General features: G+C 64.5%; 14 protein-coding genes. 10 read left to right on the forward strand and 4 right to left on the reverse strand.

What is annotated here, in order from left to right:
• The first annotated feature begins 58 nt into the window (after nucleotides 1–58).
• The 9 genes from HU720_RS06575 to HU720_RS06615 all read left to right on the forward strand — a co-directional run bounded on the left by HU720_RS06575 (nucleotide 59) and on the right by HU720_RS06615 (nucleotide 10112).
• Nucleotides 59–1741, forward strand: coding sequence for an NAD(P)/FAD-dependent oxidoreductase (locus tag HU720_RS06575; RefSeq protein ID WP_186518324.1), 1683 nt, complete (start codon nucleotides 59–61; stop codon nucleotides 1739–1741).
• Nucleotides 1742–1757: 16 nt separating this feature from the next.
• Complete coding sequence (locus HU720_RS06580; protein WP_186518326.1) at nucleotides 1758–2546, forward strand: carbon-nitrogen hydrolase family protein; 789 nt, start codon at nucleotides 1758–1760, stop codon at nucleotides 2544–2546.
• Between the two features lie 37 nt (nucleotides 2547–2583).
• Entirely contained in the window at nucleotides 2584–4878 is a 2295-nt protein-coding gene (gene pqqF, locus HU720_RS06585) for a pyrroloquinoline quinone biosynthesis protein PqqF (protein ID WP_186518329.1), read from the forward strand.
• Nucleotides 4879–5042: 164 nt separating this feature from the next.
• On the forward strand, nucleotides 5043–5114 hold the full coding sequence (gene pqqA / locus HU720_RS06590; protein ID WP_003243383.1) for a pyrroloquinoline quinone precursor peptide PqqA: 72 nt from the start codon (nucleotides 5043–5045) through the stop codon (nucleotides 5112–5114).
• A gap of 77 nt (nucleotides 5115–5191) precedes the next feature.
• On the forward strand, nucleotides 5192–6103 hold the full coding sequence (pqqB, locus tag HU720_RS06595; RefSeq protein ID WP_186518331.1) for a pyrroloquinoline quinone biosynthesis protein PqqB: 912 nt from the start codon (nucleotides 5192–5194) through the stop codon (nucleotides 6101–6103).
• A 27-nt stretch (nucleotides 6104–6130) separates the two neighbouring features.
• Entirely contained in the window at nucleotides 6131–6868 is a 738-nt protein-coding gene (gene pqqC, locus HU720_RS06600; RefSeq protein ID WP_186518401.1) for a pyrroloquinoline-quinone synthase PqqC, read from the forward strand.
• Nucleotides 6865–7140, forward strand: coding sequence for a pyrroloquinoline quinone biosynthesis peptide chaperone PqqD (pqqD, locus tag HU720_RS06605; protein WP_186518333.1), 276 nt, complete (start codon nucleotides 6865–6867; stop codon nucleotides 7138–7140). The genes pqqC and pqqD overlap by 4 nt, the downstream gene beginning before the upstream one ends.
• Nucleotides 7112–8311: a pyrroloquinoline quinone biosynthesis protein PqqE gene (gene pqqE / locus HU720_RS06610; protein ID WP_346656562.1), complete on the forward strand. Its 1200-nt coding sequence runs from the start codon at nucleotides 7112–7114 to the stop codon at nucleotides 8309–8311. Before pqqD ends, pqqE begins: the two co-directional genes overlap by 29 nt.
• The gene (locus tag HU720_RS06615) at nucleotides 8292–10112 is read left to right on the forward strand and encodes a S9 family peptidase (RefSeq protein WP_186518335.1); all 1821 of its coding nucleotides are present in this window, start codon (nucleotides 8292–8294) and stop codon (nucleotides 10110–10112) included. The genes pqqE and HU720_RS06615 overlap by 20 nt, the downstream gene beginning before the upstream one ends.
• 112 nt (nucleotides 10113–10224) lie before the next feature.
• Here the strand turns inward: HU720_RS06615 and HU720_RS06620 are convergent, their stop codons facing one another.
• Together HU720_RS06620 and HU720_RS06625 are read right to left on the reverse strand one after the other, a co-directional pair.
• Nucleotides 10225–10383, reverse strand: a complete 159-nt coding sequence (locus tag HU720_RS06620; protein ID WP_033727371.1) for a YqaE/Pmp3 family membrane protein — start codon at nucleotides 10381–10383, stop codon at nucleotides 10225–10227.
• Between the two features lie 154 nt (nucleotides 10384–10537).
• Nucleotides 10538–11809 carry an aminotransferase class III-fold pyridoxal phosphate-dependent enzyme gene (locus tag HU720_RS06625; RefSeq protein ID WP_186518337.1) on the reverse strand — a complete coding sequence of 424 codons (1272 nt, stop codon included), beginning with the start codon at nucleotides 11807–11809 and terminating at the stop codon, nucleotides 10538–10540.
• Between the two features lie 210 nt (nucleotides 11810–12019).
• On the opposite strand from HU720_RS06625, the gene HU720_RS06630 reads away from it, so the two are divergent.
• Complete coding sequence (locus tag HU720_RS06630) at nucleotides 12020–12943, forward strand: LysR family transcriptional regulator (RefSeq protein WP_186518339.1); 924 nt, start codon at nucleotides 12020–12022, stop codon at nucleotides 12941–12943.
• Between the two features lie 319 nt (nucleotides 12944–13262).
• Here HU720_RS06630 and HU720_RS06635 read toward each other — a convergent pair whose 3' ends face one another.
• Complete coding sequence (locus tag HU720_RS06635; RefSeq protein WP_186518341.1) at nucleotides 13263–15041, reverse strand: acyl-CoA dehydrogenase C-terminal domain-containing protein; 1779 nt, start codon at nucleotides 15039–15041, stop codon at nucleotides 13263–13265.
• 123 nt (nucleotides 15042–15164) lie between these two features.
• Entirely contained in the window at nucleotides 15165–16448 is a 1284-nt protein-coding gene (locus HU720_RS06640) for a GGDEF domain-containing protein (RefSeq protein ID WP_186518343.1), read from the reverse strand.
• Nucleotides 16449–16570: the final 122 nt, after the last annotated feature.

The raw sequence follows: 16570 nt of genomic DNA on the forward strand, positions 1-16570 counted from the left end.
CCCCCAGGCATTTCCTATACTCAGGCTCCGTTCCGCAGCCGCTCTGGCAAGGTCACTTATGAACAAGAACAACCGCCATCCCGCCGACGGCCAGAAACCGATTACCATCTTCGGCCCGGACTTCCCTTTTGCCTTCGACGACTGGCTGGAGCACCCGGCCGGCCTGGGCAGCATCCCGGCCGACCAGCATGGCGAAGAAGTGGCGATCATCGGCGCCGGTATCGCCGGGTTGGTGGCGGCCTATGAGCTGATGAAGCTGGGCCTCAAGCCTGTGGTGTACGAGGCCTCCAAGCTGGGCGGGCGGCTGCGCTCGCAGGCCTTCAACGGCACCGATGGCATCGTCGCAGAGCTCGGCGGCATGCGCTTTCCGGTGTCGTCCACCGCCTTTTATCACTACGTCGACAAGCTTGGGCTGGAGACAAAACCGTTCCCCAACCCGCTGACGCCGGCCTCGGGCAGCACGGTGATCGACCTGGAAGGCCAGACCTACTACGCCGAAAAGGCTGCCGACCTGCCCAAACTGTTCCACGAAGTGGCCGAGGCCTGGGCCGATGCCCTGGAATGCGGGGCGCAGTTCGGTGATATCCAGCAAGCCATCCGCGACCGTGACGTACCGCGCCTCAAAGAGCTGTGGAACAAGCTGGTGCCGCTGTGGGACGACCGCACCTTCTACGACTTTGTCGCAAGCTCGCGGGCGTTCGCCGAGCTGAGCTTCCAGCACCGCGAGGTGTTCGGCCAGGTGGGCTTCGGCACCGGGGGCTGGGACTCGGACTTCCCTAATTCGATGCTGGAAATCTTCCGCGTGGTGATGACCAACTGCGACGACCACCAACACCTGGTGGTCGGTGGCGTCGAGCAGGTGCCGCAGGGTATCTGGCGCCATGTACCGGAGCGCTGCGCGCACTGGCCGGCGGGCACCAGCCTGAAGGGCTTGCATGGCGGCGCGCCGCGTACTGGGGTCAAGCGCATTGCCCGCGCCGCCGACGGGCGCCTGGCGGTGACCGACAACTATGGCGATGCGCGCCACTACTCGGCTGTGCTGGTTACCTGCCAAAGCTGGCTGCTGACCACGCAGATCGACTGTGAAGAGGCGTTGTTCTCGCAAAAAATGTGGATGGCGCTGGACCGCACTCGCTACATGCAGGCGTCGAAGACCTTCGTCATGGTCGACCGCCCGTTCTGGAAGGACAAAGACCCGCAGACCGGCCGCGACCTGATGAGCATGACCCTCACCGACCGCCTGACCCGTGGCACTTACCTGTTCGACAACGGCGACGACAAGCCGGGCGTCATCTGCCTGTCCTACGCGTGGATGAGCGATGCCCTGAAGATGCTCCCGCACCCGACTGAAAAACGCGTGCAACTGGCCCTCGATGCGCTGAAGAAGATCTACCCGAAAACCGACATTGCCGGGCACATCATCGGCGACCCGATCACTATTTCCTGGGAAGCCGACCCGTACTTCCTCGGCGCCTTCAAGGGCGCGTTGCCGGGGCACTACCGCTATAACCAGCGCATGTACGCGCACTTCATGCAGCAGGACATGCCCAGCGAGCAGCGCGGCATGTTCATCGCCGGTGACGATGTGTCGTGGACCCCGGCCTGGGTGGAAGGGGCGGTACAGACTTCGCTGAATGCGGTGTGGGGTATCATGACCCACTTTGGCGGCAAGACCCACGCCGACAACCCAGGCCCGGGCGATGTGTTCGATGAACTCGGCCCGATTGCCCTGCCCGACTGAACGAAGGAGCAGCGCCATGCGCATCGCCCTGTACCAAGGCCCGCCCGGCCCGTTGGATGTGCCCGGCAACCTCGAGCGCCTGCAGCACCAGGCGCAGGCCGCCGCCGCTGAAGGCGCAGGCTTGCTGGTGTGCCCGGAGATGTTCCTCAGCGGCTACAACATTGGCCAGGCGCAGGTCAGCCGCCTGGCCGAGGCTGCCGATGGGCCGGCGGCGATGCGCGTGGTGGAGATTGCCCAGGCGCACGGCATCGCCATCGCCTACGGCTACCCCGAGCGCAGCGAGGAGGGCGCGTTGTACAACAGCGTGCAACTGATCGACGCCCACGGCCGCAGCCTGTGCAACTACCGCAAGACCCATCTGTTCGGCGAACTCGACCGCAGCCTGTTCACTCAAGGCCCCGACCACTTTCCGGTAGTCGACCTGGACGGTTGGAAGGTGGGGATGCTGATCTGCTACGACATCGAGTTCCCGGAAAACGCCCGGTGCCTCGCGCTGGCGGGTGCCGAGCTGATCCTGGTGCCAACCGCGAACATGGCGCCGTACGATTTCGTCTGCCAGGTAACCGTGCGCTCGCGAGCGCAGGAGAACCAGTGCTACCTGGTATATGCCAACTACTGCGGCGCTGAGGCCGAGCTTGAATACTGCGGGCAAAGCAGCATTGTCGGGCCAGATGGCAGCCTGCTGGCGATGGCGGGGCGCGATGAGTGCCAGTTGCTGGCTGACCTTGACCGCGAGCAGGTACGCAAAGGCCGTGCGGCGTTTCCGTACCTGGCAGACCTGCGCCAGGACCTGCACCGAAGCTGACGCAGACAAGCCTGCCGTAGCGCGCTAGCATTCGCCCATGCCCGATACCACCCGCACGCTCTGCCTCGACAACGGCCTGCAGCTCACCCTGCGCCATGCCCCGCGCCTCAAGCGCGCAGCGGCAGCGCTGCGCGTCAATGCCGGCAGCCACGACGCCCCGGCGCAATGGCCGGGCCTGGCGCACTTTCTCGAACACCTGTTCTTTCTGGGCACAGCGCGTTTCCCGCTCGAAGACGGCCTGATGCGCTACGTGCAAGGCTTGGGCGGGCAGGTCAATGCCAGCACCCGCGAGCGCACCACCGATTACTTCTTCGAAGTGCCGCCCGCCGCATTGGCTGCAGGCCTGGAGCGGTTGACCGAGATGCTCGCCAGGCCCGACCTTAGCCTGCCACGCCAGCGCCGCGAGCGTGAGGTGATACACGCTGAATTCATCGCCTGGTCACGCAACGCCGAAGCGCAGCAGCAATTCGCATTGTTGCAGCAGGTGTCGCCGCGCCACCCGCTGAGCGGCTTCCACGCCGGCAACCGCTACACCTTGGCGTTGGGCGACAGCGCCTTTCAGCAGGCATTGAGCGGCTTTCATCAGCGTTTTTACCAAGGTGCGCAAATCACCTTGAGCCTGGCAGGCCCACAGTTTCTGGACGAACTTGAAGGGCTCGGCAGGCAGTTCGGCGGTGTATTCGCACAAGGCCCCGAGGTCTTCCGCGAGCCCCCGCCGCCACTGCTCGATGCAGCGTTATCGACGCCATGGTTGTTCGCCCATGACAACCTGCCGCCCGGCGCCGAGCCGGCTCTGGGCCTGCTATTGAGCCACCTGCTGGATACGCGCGCCGGCACTTGGCTGGGCGCACTGCGCGAACGCGGCTGGCTGCGTACATGCAGCGCGCAGGTGTTGCACGGGTACGCCGGGCAACTGCTCTGGCAGCCAAAGCTGCAACTGGCAGAACAGGCCCCCGTGGCTGAAGCGGAAAAACTGCTGCATGGCTGGTTGGGCTTCTTGCGCCAGCAAGACCTGCAACAACTCAACCAGCGTTACGCCCACCTGCAACAGCGCCGGGAACTGGCGGCGAATGCGCTGGAACTGGCCCAGCGCGACAGTGCCGGCCTGCCATTTGCGAAGCTCGACGCCCAAGGCCTGGCGGCACTGCAAGCGCTGCTGCGCGACCTGCCCCATGCCAACTTCGGCCACTGGCAGTTGCCGGCAGAAGAGCCCTTGCTGCAGTCCGCCCCTATCGCCCATAGCGCGCCCCTGCCGTCTGCCTTTGCCATCAGCGAAAGCCTGCCTGCAAGCCGCGAATTTGCCGCAGTCTACTTACGTTGGCGGATCACCTCAGCCGCCCGTGAACACTGCCTGCCAGTTCTGCAACGCGCCCTGCAACTTCTCCAGGCCCGCGCCGAACACGCTTCGTTGCAACTTGGCCTGAGCGCTGCCGGCGAGCACTGGCAACTGCGCGTCGCCGGGCAGCCGTGGTCAGCCATCCGTTTGCTCGGCGAAGCCTTGGCCCTGCTACGCAACCCACCCGCCGAACACTGGCATGCAGAACCTGCAACAGAGCCTGCCCTGATCCCGCTGCGGGCCTTGCTCAAGGCGTTGCCGGATGCCCTGCAACCGACTGAAAACCAGCCCCAGCCAGGCAGCCGGCTGGGTCAGCCGATGCTGACCGACCTGTGGCAACAGGCCTGCTGGCAAGGTTTGGCTAGCGGCCTTGGCCAGCAGCAGCTAGGCGCCTTGGGCTGGGCGTTGCAGGGGCTGATGGGCCAGCCCGGCGAGCCTGCGCCGCCGCTTGCCCTCCAAGGCCGGCGCTGGGTGCATGTGCCGACCGAAGGCCGCGAACCTGCGCTGCTGCTGTTCTGCCCGCTGCCAACTGAGTTGCAGGCCCCCGGCCGCCTGCTCGCGCACTTGCTGCAGGGCCGGGTGTACCAGCGCCTGCGGGTAGAGTTGCAACTGGGCTATGCGGTGTTCAGTGCCTTCCGTCAGGTCGATGGCCACGCCGGGCTGCTGTTCGGCGTGCAGTCACCGCATGCCAGCCCGGCGCAAATCCTCAGTCACCTGCTGCAACTGCTTGGCGAGGGCATCCAGCTCGACGCCCACGCGCGCCAGCAGTTGGCGGATCAGTTCGACGAAGGCGCCATGGCCAACCCCGAGGTAGCGGAGTGGGCCTGGCAGGCGCACATCGCGAAACACAATTCAGATCTATCCTTTCTTCGCTGGTCTATTCTCAACACCGAGCAGCACGTTCTGGACGTTTTGTTGCAGCAGCTGATCAGCGCCCGCCACGGCTGGTGCTGCCTGGCCAATGCCGCAGCAGTGGACGCTCACTGGCAGTGTTAGAGGGTCGATTGTTACCTGAGATGTAACGGCGCTTTTCGAATAATTAACCTTTCAGTACAAATTATTCTTGTAAGATAGCGCAATCTCGATTCAGGGAACCTCCTGCTCCAGGCGGCACCCAATAATCAGTTGTTCAACCAAACCTCACCGGAAGGAGACATCCCATGTGGACCAAACCTGCTTACACCGACCTGCGTATCGGCTTCGAAGTCACCATGTACTTCGCCAACCGCTAAGCAGCACTGCGGTACAACGCCTCGGCCCGCCGGGGCGTTTTCGTTTTCAGAGACGGTTTTTCCGATAGAGAGTGGCCATGTACATCCAGATTCTCGGCTCTGCCGCAGGCGGCGGGTTCCCGCAGTGGAACTGCAACTGCGTCAACTGCAAGGGTTACCGCGACGGCAGCTTGCGCGCCACTGCGCGTACCCAGTCGTCCATCGCCCTGTCCGACGACGGCGAGCACTGGATCCTGTGCAACGCCTCCCCGGACATCCGCGCCCAGCTCCAGGCCTTTGCCCCCATGCAACCGGCCCGGGCCCTGCGCGACACCGGCATCGACGCCATCGTGCTGCTGGACAGCCAGATCGACCACACCACCGGCCTGCTCAGCCTGCGCGAAGGCTGCCCGCACAAGGTGTGGTGCACCGAGATGGTCCACCAGGACCTGAGTACCGGTTTCCCGCTGTTCAACATGCTCAGCCACTGGAACGGCGGCCTGCAGTGGAACCGCATCGAGCTTGAAGGCAGGTTCGTCATCGACGCCTGCCCCAACCTGCGCTTCACCCCGTTCCCGCTGCGCAGCGCAGCGCCGCCCTATTCACCGCACCGCTTCGACCCGCACCCAGGCGACAACCTGGGCCTGCTCGTCGAAGACACCCGCACCGGCGGCAAGCTGTTCTACGCGCCGGGCCTTGGCCAGGTCGACGACAAGCTGCTGCAGATGATGCACGGCGCCGACTGCCTGCTGGTGGACGGCACCCTGTGGGAGGACGATGAAATGCAGCGCCGTGGCGTCGGTACCCGCACTGGCCGCGAAATGGGCCACCTGGCGCAAAATGGCCCCGGCGGCATGCTCGAAGTGCTCGACGGCTTCGCTCGCCAGCGCAAGGTGCTCATCCACATCAACAACACCAACCCGATCCTCGATGAAAACTCGCCCGAGCGCGCCGAAGTGCTGCGCCGCGGCGTCGAAGTCGCCTTCGACGGCATGAGCATCGAGTTGTAAGGAGGCCCTGTGAGCGACGCAACGCCGATGTCCCCTGCCGAGTTCGAGCAGGCCCTGCGCGCCAAGGGCGCCTTTTACCATATCCATCACCCCTACCACGTGGCGATGTATGAAGGCCGTGCCAGCCGCGAGCAGATCCAGGGTTGGGTGGCCAACCGCTTCTATTACCAGGTGAACATCCCGCTCAAGGACGCCGCGATTCTGGCCAACTGCCCAGACCGCGAAATCCGCCGCGAGTGGATTCAACGCCTGCTCGACCACGACGGCGCGCCCGGCGAAGACGGCGGTATCGAAGCCTGGCTGCGCCTGGGCCAGGCCGTTGGCCTGGACCCCGAGCAACTGCGCAGCCAGGAGCTGGTGCTGCCCGGTGTACGCTTTGCCGTGGATGCCTACGTCAACTTCGCCCGCCGCGCCAGTTGGCAAGAGGCGGCCAGCAGCTCGCTGACCGAGCTGTTCGCCCCGCAGATCCACCAGTCGCGCCTGGACAGCTGGCCGCAGCACTACCCATGGATCGACCCGGCCGGCTATGAATACTTCCGCACCCGCCTGGGCCAGGCGCGCCGTGATGTCGAGCATGGCCTGGCGATCACGCTGCAGCACTACACCACCCGCGAGGGGCAGGAACGCATGCTGCAAATCCTGCAGTTCAAGCTGGATATCCTGTGGAGCATGCTCGATGCCATGAGCATGGCCTATGAGCTGGACCGCCCGCCTTATCACACCGTCACCCGCGAGCGGGTCTGGCACAAGGGGATCGCCTTATGAGTCTTGACCGCCAACAAGTGCCAGCCTGGCGCCCGGGCTATCGCTTCCAGTACGAACCGGCGCAAAAGGGCCACGTGCTGCTGTACCCCGAAGGCATGATCAAGCTGAACGAAAGCGCCAGCCTGATCGGCGGGCTGATCGATGGCCAGCGCAGCGTCGCGCAGATCATCACTGACCTCGAACAGCAGTTCCCCGGTGTGCCCGAAGTCGCCGATGACATCGAGCAATTCATGGAGGTGGCCCGTGCCGAACACTGGATCACCCTCGCCTGACCCAAGCGGGCAACCGGCCTGCGTCGAGCACGTGGAAGCGGGCTTTCCCCGCGATCAGGTCGGCCTGCCGCTGTGGCTGCTGGCCGAGCTTACCTACCGCTGCCCGTTGCAGTGCCCGTACTGCTCCAACCCGCTGGATTTTGCCCAGCAGGGCAAAGAGCTGAGCACCGAGCAGTGGTTCAAGGTCATGGCCGAGGCGCGCGAAATGGGCGCGGCGCAGATCGGCTTTTCCGGCGGCGAACCGCTGGTGCGCCAGGACCTGGCCGAACTGATCGGCGAGGCCCGCCGGCTGGGCTACTACACCAACCTGATCACCTCCGGCATCGGCCTTACCGAGCAGAAGATCGCCGCGTTCAAGCACGCCGGGCTCGACCATATCCAGATCAGCTTCCAGGCCAGCGACGAGCAGGTGAACAACCTGCTGGCCGGCTCGAAAAAGGCCTTCGCGCAGAAGCTGGAAATGGCCCGGGCAGTAAAAGCCCACGGCTACCCGATGGTGCTCAACTTTGTCACCCACCGGCACAACATCGACAAGATCGACCGCATCATCGAGCTGTGTATTGCCCTGGAAGCCGACTTCGTCGAGCTTGCCACCTGCCAGTTCTACGGCTGGGCGCACCTCAACCGCCTCGGGCTGTTGCCCACCCGTGAGCAGCTTGAGCGGGCCGAGCGGGTGACCAACGAGTACCGCGCCAAGCTCAAAGCCGAAGGCCACCCGTGCAAGCTGATCTTCGTCACCCCGGACTACTACGAAGAGCGCCCCAAGGCCTGCATGAACGGCTGGGGCAGCCTGTTCCTGACCATCACCCCCGATGGCACCGCCCTGCCCTGCCACGGCGCGCGGCAGTTGCCGGTGCAGTTCCCCAACGTGCGCGACCACGACCTGCAGCACATCTGGTACGACTCGTTCGGTTTCAACCGCTTTCGCGGCTTTGACTGGATGCCCGAACCCTGCCGCTCGTGCGACGAAAAAGAAAAGGACTTCGGCGGCTGCCGCTGCCAGGCGTTCATGCTCACCGGTGACGCCAGCAAGGCCGACCCGGTCTGCGCCAAGTCGCCGGACCACGGCATCATCCTCAAGGCCCGCGAAGAAGCCGAACACGCAACCCTGGAGATCGAGCAAATGACCTTCCGCAACGAGCGCAACGCCCATGTCATCGCCCGTGGCTGAGTTCAGCGCCGCCCAGGCGGTGGCTGCCGGCACTGACTTTGCCGAACTCAAGGCCAGCGACGATGGCCTGTTCTGGGTTGAGTTCCGCCCCGCCGATGGCGCTTGCCGAGTGTGGCATTGGCTTTACCACCAGGCCCGCTGCCTGACCCCGGAAGGCTTCAGTGTGCGCAGCCGCGTTTACGAATACGGCGGCGGCAGCTATTGCCTGGGTGGCGACGGGCTGGTGTTCGTCAACGAGAATGACCAGCAGCTCTACACCCAGGCGCTAGACGGCTCGGCACCGCGCGCACTGAGCGCAGATGCCGCGTGCCGCTACGGCGATGTGCAATGGCACGACGGCCTGTTGCTGGCCGTTGAAGAACGCCATGGGGCGTCGGTGGAGCACCGCCTGGTGGCGTTGGCCGATGGTCAACGCACTGTGCTCGCCGAGGGCGCCGACTTTTATGCAGCCCCCACACTGAGCGCCGATGGCCAGCGCCTGGCATGGGTTGAATGGGACCGCCCGGCGCAGCCGTGGACAGTCACCCGCCTGATGTGCCGCGAACGCGGCGCCGATGGCGCCTGGGGCGTGGCGCGCTGCATCGCCGGGCAGGACGAGTCGCTGCAACAACCGCGCTTCGACGCCGCCGGCACGCTGTATTGCCTGTCGGACCGCAATGGCCACTGGCAGCCATGGGGCGAGGTCGATGGCCGCTGGCAGGCGCTGCCGGCCGCCGCCGCCGACCACGCCGGCGCGCCGTGGCAATTGGGCGCCAGCACCTGGCTGCCACTTGGGCCAGCGCAGTATCTGGCCAGTTGGTTCGAGGCCGGTTTCGGCCACTTGGGCGTGCGCAAGGCCTGCGGTGAGGTGGAGCGTTTCGCCAGCGGCTACACCCGTTTTCGCAGCCTGGCGATGGATGACGAACAGCTCTACGCTATTGCCGCCTCGCCCATCAGCCCGCCCGCGGTGATTGCCATCGACCGGCGCAGCCATGAAGTGAGCATCCTTGCCGGCGGCGCCGAGGTGCTGCACGCCGAGCGTATCAGCCAGCCGCAGCCCATCTGCTACGCCAGCGGCGATGGCGAGCAGGCGCATGCCTTCTTCTACCCCGCAGCAAACGCCAAGGCGCGGCCGCCATTGTTGGTGTTCGTCCATGGCGGGCCGACGTCAGCGTGCTCGCCGGTGCTCGACCCACGCATCCAGTTCTGGACCCAGCGTGGTTTTGCCGTGGCCGACCTCAACTACCGAGGCAGCAGCGGCTATGGCCGTGCCTACCGCCAGGCGCTGCACCTGCGCTGGGGCGAAACGGATGTCGAGGATGCCTGCGCGTTGGTGGCGCATCTGGCCGAATGTGGCTTGATCGACCCGCAGCAGGCCTTTATCCGGGGTGGTAGCGCCGGCGGCTACACCACCCTTTGCGCGCTGGCGTTCTGCGATGTGTTCCGCGCCGGGGCCAGTTTGTATGGCGTCAGCGACCCACTGGCCCTGGCCCGCGCGACGCACAAGTTCGAAGGCGACTACCTGGACTGGCTGATCGGCGACCCCGAGCAGGACATCGAACGCTACCAGGCGCGCACGCCGTTGCTGCATGCGGGGCGGATCAAGGCGCCGGTGATTTTCTTCCAGGGTGAGTTGGACGCCGTGGTAGTGCCCGCGCAGACACGCTCGATGCTGGAGGCGTTGCAGGCCAATGGCATTGAAGCCGAGGGGCATTTCTACGAAGGCGAGCGTCATGGTTTTCGCCAGGCGGCGAATCTGGCCCATGCGCTGGAAGAGGAATGGAAGTTCTATTGCAGGGTGCTGCAGAGAGAGTCGGCCTGATAGATCGCCGGGAGGCCTTCGGCCTCCTTTCGCGACGCAAGGCCGCTCCTACCCGAGGGTCCTCTGTAGGAGCGGCCTTGTGCCGCGAACGGCCGCAAAGCGGCCCCGGCAATCAGCGCTTGGCGATGATGTACACCGCGTGCACGATCCCCGGAATGTAACCCAGCAGCGTCAGCAGAATGTTCAGCCAGAATGCCCCGGCAAACCCCACCTGAAGAAACACGCCCAGCGGCGGCAGAAGAATCGCGATGATGATGCGGATGAAGTCCATGTGAAGCGCTCCTTAAGGGGTTTCAACAAAGACTCGCCGGCTTGCACAGAGGTTCCACAACGCAAAAAAAACGCCCCGGGCCAAATACTTCAGGCCAAGGGCGATGCGCAGAAACGCGAGACGGTTCGTTGAAATTCGTAAGGCTACTGCGCCCTCATGCCGATACTTCACGGCGGCGCTGCGGCTGGGCGTGCAAGCGGGCAAAGGCACGGGCAAGGCGCAGCAGCATCTGGTCGATGGTGGCGCGGGTTACCGTCAGTGCCGGCGAAAACCGCACCACATCCGGCTGCGGCGCGTTAAGCAGCAAACCTTCATCCAGTGCAGCGGCCACCAACGCCTGGGCGTTGCCCTCGCGCAGTTGCAAGGCCCACAGCAAACCCTGCCCGCGCACCTGCGCCTGCCCATAGCGGCCTGCAAGGCGGCTCAAACCCTCGCGCAGGTGCTGGCCACTGCCTTGCACCTGCTCGAAAAACCCAGGTTCAAGTACGGCCTGCAGCACCGCCAGGCCCGCCGCACTCATCAGCGCATTGCCATGGTGGCTGCCTTGCAGCTCGCCGGGCTCGGCGCAGCAGGCCTTGCCGCGCGCCAGCAGCGCAGCCAATGGCGTACCGCCACCCAGGCCTTTGCCCAAGGTGATGATGTCCGCGCGCACCCCGTAGGTCTCTTCGGCCAGCAATGCCCCGCAACGCCCCACGCCGGTCTGCACCTCATCGAGAATCAACAGGATGCTCAACTCGCGGCACAGCTGGGCGACGCCTTGCAAGTAGTCGCGGGTCGCCGGGATAACGCCAGCCTCACCCTGGATCGGTTCGAGCATGATCGCCACAGTGCGCGAGTCCACCGCAGCATGCAGCGCCGCCAGGTCGTTGAACGGCACCTTGCTGAAGCCCGGCAGCCCCGGTTCGCAGCGGTTGCACGGCAGCGGGTCGGAAGCCGACAGCGCGCCCAGGCTGCGCCCGTGACACGACTGGCTGGCGGTAATGATGTGGTAGGCGCCGTTGCGGTGCAGTTGGCCCCACTTGCGCGCCAGCTTGATCGCGCCCTCGCAGGCCTCGGCGCCACTGTTGAGCAGATAGGCCTGGTCGCTGCCGGTGCTCTGGCACAGACGTTCGACCAGGCTAAGCGCGGTGTGGCCGTAAAAGCCTGCGCCCGGGTTGATCAGCGCCTGCGCTTGCTCGCCCATGGCGTTGACCAGCGCCTGCGGGCTGTGGCCGAGGCTGTTGACCGCGCCGCCTTGGGTGAAGTCCAGGTAGGCAACGCCCTCGCGGTCCCACAGCCAGCAACCCTGGCCGCGCACAAACACCGGCGCCGGGCGCTGGCCGGCGGCCATCAGGCGCTCACGCTCGGGCTGCCCGCGGGTAGCGAACTGGGCACGGGTGGGCTCGGCAAGCGCAGGGGCCGGGCGGCGCAGCTTGAACAGGTTCATCAGGGTCCACCCAGTCACGGTCGGCAGTGGTCAAGGCGCCCGGTCGGATGCCGAGTCAGTATTTTTGCCTTGCCTATCAAAAGTGTTTTTCAGTTGGGGTAACAATCGTGCCACTTGTTCGCTGTAACCCTCTGTAATACGGCGATAGACTAGGCGCCAGACGGCCTGCCGGCCATTTCGTTTTAGCAGCAATTTCGATAAGCGTTACTTATGGATTTCCGCCAACTGCGTTATTTCGTCGCGGTGTATGAAGAAGGCCATGTCGGCCGCGCCGCCGAACGCCTGTCGCTGTCGCAGCCGGCGTTGTCGCAGCAGATCCGCCAGCTCGAGCACAGCCTCGACCTGAGCCTGTTCGAGCGCAGCAACAAACGCCTGCTGCCAACCTTGGCGGCCCACACCCTCTACAACCACGCCCAGCCCTTGCTCGACGGCTTGCAGCGCGCCCACGAGGCCATGCGCAACTTCAAGGGGCAGTCGCTGCGCACCTTGGCCATCGGCGTGCTGCAAACTGTGCGTCCGAGCCTGGTGCCGCAGCTGCTGGAGCGGGTGCGCAAGGCCCAGCCGCACTTGGTGGTGCAGATCTACGAATTGTCGGGGCTGGAAATCGAACGGCGCTTGCTCAACGGCAACCTGGATATCGGCATCAGCTACCTGCCCCCACGCCAGCCGGGGCTACACGGTTTGCTGCTGTACGAAGATGAGCTGCAACTTGTCATCCCCAACACCCACCCGTTGAAGGATTTCAAAAAGGTGTCGATACGCCAGGCGGCAGAGCTGCCGATGCTGATGCTTGGCGAGGAGTTCCAGGTCCGGCAAATCTGGAAAGAGCAGTTGGCCAACCAGGGGCGCCGGCCGCAGGTGCAGGCCGAAATGAACAATATGGCGGGGATTCTCGACAGCTTGGCGCACACCGCGCTGGCGACCATTTTGCCGGGCCGGGCCAAGGATGCGGCAGAAGACGACCAGGGCCTGCTGTGGAAGCCGCTCAGCGAGCCACGGGTGCCGCTGAAGGTCGGGCTGGTGTTCCGCGATGCCCAGCGCCAGCAGGCTTCGGTCGAGTTGCTGCGTAACCTGCTGGAGGCCGAAACCGATGCGCGCCCGCTTGGGGTTTCGCCGCTCGAAGGGCTGGGGTAAAAACCCACGCACAAAGAAAACCCCGCCTAAGCGGGGTTTTCCAGACTGTTTCCCTTGTGACATCCTTTTCGCCCCGCCGTCCTGGCAGGCAATCCTACGTGTGTCCCTGTTCTGTCCATTGCGCTTCCTGCGCTCCGTCCATGTAAGAAAGATTACCCGTGGATCCAATCGCATGTAAGTGGCGAAAAGTCACCACGTCATGTAGGAGAAAGCTTACAAGGGCGTTTTATTCTCAATCAGGTCTGACGTTGGGCCAGCCCCGCATCACTGGGCCAGCCCTTTCCTACAAAGGTTTCAGCCTGTTTACCGCCAACGCCTGTCAGAACTGGCTGGCGTCCAACAGGTACAGCGACTCGCTGCCCGCCTTCACCGAGGCCACCAGCGAATCAACCCGCGGCAACAGCCGTGCGAAGTAGAAACGCGCAGTGCCGAGCTTGGCGCCGTAGAAATCGGCATCACCCTCGCCGGCCTTGGCTGCGCGGGCCATCATCGCCCACATGTAGGCATAGGCAACGTAGCCGAACGCATGCAGGTACTCGACCGATGCCGCGCCGATTTCATCCGGGTTGCCCTTGGCCTTGTCCAGCAGCCAGGCGGTGAGCTCGTCGAGTTGGGTCACAGATGCTGCCAGCGGGCGGGTGAACTCGCCCAGGTCGCTGCCGGAGGCGGCAATGAACTGGCGGATCTCGTCGGCAAACAGGCGGTAATAGGCACCGCCAGTGGCCACCACCTTGCGCCCCACCAGGTCGAGGGCCTGGATGCCGTTGGTGCCTTCGTAGATCTGGGTAATGCGCACATCGCGCACCAGTTGCTCCTGGCCCCACTCGCGAATATAGCCGTGGCCGCCGAATACCTGTTGGCCATGCACCGTGCACTCAAGGCCCAGGTCGGTCAGGAACGCCTTGGCTACCGGCGTCAGCAACGCTACCAGCTCTTCGCTGCGCTTGGCGGTCGCCGGGTCTTCGCTGAACTTGGCGCTGTCAAGTTGCATCGCCACATAGGTGGAAAACGCGCGGCCGCCTTCGATCAGCGCCTTCATGGTCAGCAGCATGCGGCGCACGTCCGGGTGCACGATGATCGGGTCGGCCACCTTGTCTTTGGCCTGGGGGCCGGTCGGGGCGCGGCTCTGCAGGCGGTCGCGGGCGTACTCCACAGCATTCTGGTAGGAACGTTCCGCCGACGCCAGGCCCTGAATGCCTACGCCGAGGCGCTCGTAGTTCATCATGGTGAACATTGCTGCCAGGCCTTTGTTCGGCTCACCGACGATGTAACCCACGGCCTCATCGAAGTTCATCACGCAGGTTGCCGACGCCTGGATACCCATCTTGTGCTCGATCGAGCCGCAGGTTACCGGGTTGCGTGCACCAAGGCTGCCGTCGGCATTGACCATGATCTTGGGCACCAGGAACAACGAGATACCCTTGGCGCCTGCCGGGGCGTCGGGCAGCTTGGCCAGCACCAGGTGGATGATGTTTTCGGTCAGGTCGTGTTCGCCGCCGGTGATGAAGATCTTGGTGCCACTGATCTTGTAGCTGCCATCGGCCTGGGGCTCGGCCTTGGTGCGGATGATGCCCAGGTCGGTACCGGCGTGGGGTTCGGTCAGGCACATGGAGCCCGCCCAGACGCCGGCGTACATGTTTGGCAGGTACTGCGCCTTGAGCGCTTCGGTGGCGTGGGCGTTGATCGACAGGCAGGCGCCAGCGGTGAGCATCGGGTACAGGCCAAACGCCAGGCTGGAGGCATTGACCATTTCCTCGACCTGCGCCGAAATAGCCTTGGGCATGCCCATGCCGCCGAACTGTGGGTCGCCGCCCACACCCACCCAGCCGCCTTCGGCGTAAGTGTTGTAGGCCTCGATAAAGCCTGCCGGGGTGCGCACGGCGCCGTTGTCCCAGTGGCAGCCTTCTTCGTCGGCGGCGCGGCTCAGCGGCGCGATGCTTTTGCTGGCGACCTTGCCGGCCTCTTCAAGCACCGCCATGGCCGTTTCGGCGTCGACGACCTCGGCAAGCGCAGGCAGCTGCGACCAGAGGGTGGCCACGTCAAAGACTTCATTCAGAACGAAGCGCATATCGCGCAGGGGCGCTTTATAGTCGGCCATGACAACCTCTCGCTATAACGGTCGGGGCGGTCCGGCTGGACCGCGACACTGGGTTGCAGCCAGTGTAACCGAACAACTTTTACGAGACATAGGGTCATCATGCGACCGCATGGTCAGCAGTGGTCACGCCATGCGCACGGCTCCGCGCCTTGATTGCACGCCATAAGTCACCACGCAGTTACGCCCCGCGCCCTTGGCGCCGTACAGTGCTTCGTCAGCCGACTTGAGCACCTCTTCGGGGTTGCGGTGGTCCGCCAGGCGCTCGGCCACACCAATACTGATGGTCACCGACACCGTCGTGTTGGCGCTGCCGCTGCGCCGCTGGCGGCCAGCGGTGTCGTCCTGCGGGCGGCTGTTCTGGTCGCGCAGCTGGATGGCGTAGTTGGCGATCATCTCGCGTACCGCCTCCAGGTGCGGCAGGCACTCTTCTGCGGTCTTGCCGGCGAACACCAGGGCGAATTCTTCACCGCCATAGCGATAGGCACGCCCGCCACCGGTCACCTTGGCCAGGCGGCTGGCCACCAGGCGCAGCACTTGGTCGCCGACGTCGTGGCCGTGGGTGTCGTTGAATTTCTTGAAGTGGTCGACGTCGCTCATGGCGATCACGTAGTTGCGGCCCAGGCGCTGCATGCGCTCGTTCAGGGCGCGGCGTCCCGGCAGCCCGGTCAGCTCATCGCGAAACGCCATCTGGTAGGCCTCGTGGGACACCGCAGCGGCGATCATCAGCATCACCTGGCTGCACATGATGTTGAGGGTGAACGGCAGGATGAAGGTTTTCGGCAGCATCCAGAAGATGCCGAGCAAGCCAATCACCTGCGCCGCATGCAGCGGGCGCGGCTCACGCAGGTACTGCACCACCAGCAACACGAACACGACGAAGAACAGCGGGTAGGCCAGCTGGATCAGGCTCATCCACTGGCCATGCAGCGCCGGCCAACGGATTTCCGCCAACCAGCTCAGCAGCGCCTCCGGGAAGCTCTGTTCAAGCGCCACCGCCACGCTGCCCACGGCAAACAGCACGGCAAAACGCGCCAGCAGGTCCTGGGCCAGGTGGGTGCGCTCCTGCCACGCCGCGAACAGCCCGAACAACGCCGGCAGCAGCAGGCACACCAGGTGGAAGATCACCGCCGCGTCCTCACGGACCCGGCCGTTATCCCGGTAATAATCGGTCTGTGTATCGAGCAGAAAATAGGCGATGTACACCGTGACCATCAGAAACAGCTCACGCTGACGACGGTAAACCGCGCAATAGGCACCGCCCAGCAGCAGCACCAAGGTGGGCAGCACATTGAACAGCGAGGTGAAGAAGACGCTCAGGTCTCTTACATAGGCTGCTGCAAGCCCCAGCACCAATAGCACAAGCGACGGCAGAAAGTGGCTTGCGCGTACAGCGGATAAACGAAACAAGGGTAATCTCCGACCCGGCAGATCAATAATGGCATTGTGCCCTTAGTTCTTCGTCGGTGCACATGAATAGATAAATATTGACGTCGGTTTAACGGCAGGTGGGGCCGGATGCTTGAGGCGTG

This window comes from Pseudomonas sp. SWRI51 (genome assembly GCF_014268825.1).
In the GTDB taxonomy this organism is placed as follows: Bacteria; Pseudomonadota; Gammaproteobacteria; order Pseudomonadales; family Pseudomonadaceae; genus Aquipseudomonas; species Aquipseudomonas farsensis.